Origin of the sequence: Photorhabdus hindustanensis (assembly GCF_002968995.1) — a bacterium.
Taxonomy (GTDB): domain Bacteria; phylum Pseudomonadota; class Gammaproteobacteria; order Enterobacterales; family Enterobacteriaceae; genus Photorhabdus; species Photorhabdus akhurstii.
The window spans coordinates 1-2,955 of record NZ_PUWT01000197.1; the positions used below are offsets into that span (position 1 = coordinate 1).

Annotated in this window: 2 tRNA genes and 2 rRNA genes; all 4 read right to left on the bottom strand. The window is 52.0% G+C overall.

Annotated features, from left to right (window positions below):
• A 23S ribosomal RNA gene (locus tag C6H66_RS25295) occupies positions 1-2,195 on the bottom strand; the annotation flags it as partial.
• 168 nt (positions 2,196-2,363) lie between these two features.
• A tRNA-Ala gene (locus C6H66_RS25300) sits at positions 2,364-2,439 on the bottom strand.
• A 129-nt stretch (positions 2,440-2,568) separates the two neighbouring features.
• A tRNA-Ile gene (locus C6H66_RS25305) sits at positions 2,569-2,645 on the bottom strand.
• Between the two features lie 68 nt (positions 2,646-2,713).
• Positions 2,714-2,955 (bottom strand): 16S ribosomal RNA (locus C6H66_RS25310); the annotation flags it as partial.

Sequence of the window (2,955 nt, forward strand, 5' to 3'; positions counted from 1 at the left end):
TTTTTAATAAACAGTTGCAGCCAGCTGGTCTCTGCGACTGGCTTCGGCTCCGGAGGCAAACTCCTTCACCTACTGCCAGCGTGCCTTCTCCCGAAGTTACGGCACCATTTTGCCTAGTTCCTTCACCCGAGTTCTCTCAAGCGCCTGAGTATGCTCTACCTGACCACCTGTGTCGGTTTGGGGTACGATTCAATATGACCTGATGCTTAGAGGCTTTTCCTGGAAGCCGGGCATCAACCACTTCACTGCCGTAGCAGCTCGTCATCACGCCTCAGTGTTAAAGAAGAGCGGATTTGCCTGCTCCTCCCACCTACACGCTTAAACCGGGACGACCGTCGCCCGGATGGCCTAGCCTTCTCCGTCCCCCCTTCGCAGTCACATTCAGTACAGGAATATTAACCTGTTTCCCATCAGCTACGCCGTTCGGCCTCGCCTTAGGGGTCGACTCACCCTGCCCCGATTAACGTTGGACAGGAACCCTTGGTCTTCCGGCGAGCGGGTTTTTCACCCGCTTTATCGTTACTTATGTCAGCATTCGCACTTCTGATACCTCCAGCGGGCCTCACAGCGCCGCCTTCAACGGCTTACAGAACGCTCCCCTACCCATCCAGAGAACAGACGTCAGAATACAGCTTACAGATGACGTCCCAGTCCGGTCAGCATTTTCGCTATCTCTTCATAGCTGTCACGCCATTCCTGCCACTGAACCGCAGTAATATAACCTAAATCCAGACAGTATCTTAACCAGACACGCATCTCATCAGCACTCCCTAAGGCTATACTAATGAAACGTCTAAACTCAGGTTTGGAATAATGTTGCTTACCAAAGCCCTCGGCAAGATTGGCACAAATACCCTTACTTGCCCGCCTTACTTGGTCTGCTAATCCATATTGTTCGTACCGAGGAAATGCCAAACTCGCCTGATGAATCTCTAATGAAATTCGGTAAGCTTTCTTAAACACTTCCAATCGCTCGAATCCATATGACATTAATCCGTCCTCTGTCGTCTGAAATCTGTCCTCTGAATGCCGCAGCTTCGGTGCATGGTTTAGCCCCGTTACATCTTCCGCGCAGGCCGACTCGACCAGTGAGCTATTACGCTTTCTTTCAATGATGGCTGCTTCTAAGCCAACATCCTGGCTGTCTGGGCCTTCCCACATCGTTTCCCACTTAACCATGACTTTGGGACCTTAGCTGGCGGTCTGGGTTGTTTCCCTCTTCACGACGGACGTTAGCACCCGCCGTGTGTCTCCCGTGATACCATTCTTCGGTATTCGCAGTTTGCATCGGGTTGGTAAGCCGGGATGGCCCCCTAGCCGAAACAGTGCTCTACCCCCGAAGATGACTTCACGAGGCGCTACCTAAATAGCTTTCGGGGAGAACCAGCTATCTCCCGGTTTGATTGGCCTTTCACCCCCAGCCACAGGTCATCCGCTAATTTTTCAACATTAGTCGGTTCGGTCCTCCAGTTAGTGTTACCCAACCTTCAACCTGCCCATGGCTAGCTCACCGGGTTTCGGGTCTATACCCTGCAACTCATTCGCCCAGTTAAGACTCGGTTTCCCTGCGGCTCCCCTATACGGTTAACCTTGCTACAGAATATAAGTCGCTGACCCATTATACAAAAGGTACGCAGTCACCCTGACGAATCAAGGCTCCCACTGCTTGTACGTACACGGTTTCAGGTTCTCTTTCACTCCCCTCGCCGGGGTTCTTTTCGCCTTTCCCTCACGGTACTGGTTCACTATCGGTCAGTCAGGAGTATTTAGCCTTGGAGGATGGTCCCCCCATCTTCAGACAGGATTTCTCGTGTCCCGCCTTACTCGTCGAACTCACAGCCATACCACCTTCGAGTACGGGGCTGTCACCCTCTCTCGCCGGCCTTTCCAGACCGTTCCTCTGATGGCATCGCTGATGCTGGTTCTGGGCTGCTCCCCGTTCGCTCGCCGCTACTGGGGGAATCTCGGTTGATTTCTTTTCCTCGGGGTACTGAGATGTTTCAGTTCCCCCGGTTCGCCTCATTAACCTATGGATTCAGTTAATGATAGTGCAACGCATTGCACTGGGTTTCCCCATTCGGACATCGCCGGTTATGGCGCTTCATATCAGCTTACCGACGCTTTTCGCAGATTAGCACGTCCTTCATCGCCTCTGACTGCCTAGGCATCCACCGTGTACGCTTATTCGCTTAACCTCACAACCCGAAAAAGTCTCGGATTGCTCAGCTTGAGAGACGCCTCAATAATACCTCGGTGATATTATTGGGCATTTCAATTTTTCAGCTTGTTCCAGATTGTTAAAGAGCAAAATAATTCGCAGCATACTGTCGCCAATATACTCTGAACTACATTTAGTATGAGTATGGTGGAGCTAAGCGGGATCGAACCGCTGACCTCCTGCGTGCAAGGCAGGCGCTCTCCCAGCTGAGCTATAGCCCCATACAGAGATAGACCGTCATCGTCTGTTCAATCAACTCGCTTAGCCGCCGGGTATTTCAACGCGAGTAACGCAGTGTGTGCCAGCACATGAATCACGCAGCGTCTGAAAGACACCAGGATAAGTAGAGTTGGTAGGCCTGAGTGGACTTGAACCACCGACCTCACCCTTATCAGGGGTGCGCTCTAACCACCTGAGCTACAAGCCTGTTACGATAACCTATTCTCTTCTTTCATCAGACAATCTGTGTGAGCACTGCACTTAACCTATCTCAGGTAAGGAGGTGATCCAACCGCAGGTTCCCCTACGGTTACCTTGTTACGACTTCACCCCAGTCATGAGCCACAAAGTGGTCAGCGCCCCCCTCGCGGTTAAGCTACCGACTTCTTTTGCAACCCACTCCCATGGTGTGACGGGCGGTGTGTACAAGGCCCGGGAACGTATTCACCGTAGCATGCTGATCTACGATTACTAGCGATTCCGACTTCATGGAGTCGAGTTGCAGACTCCAATCCGGA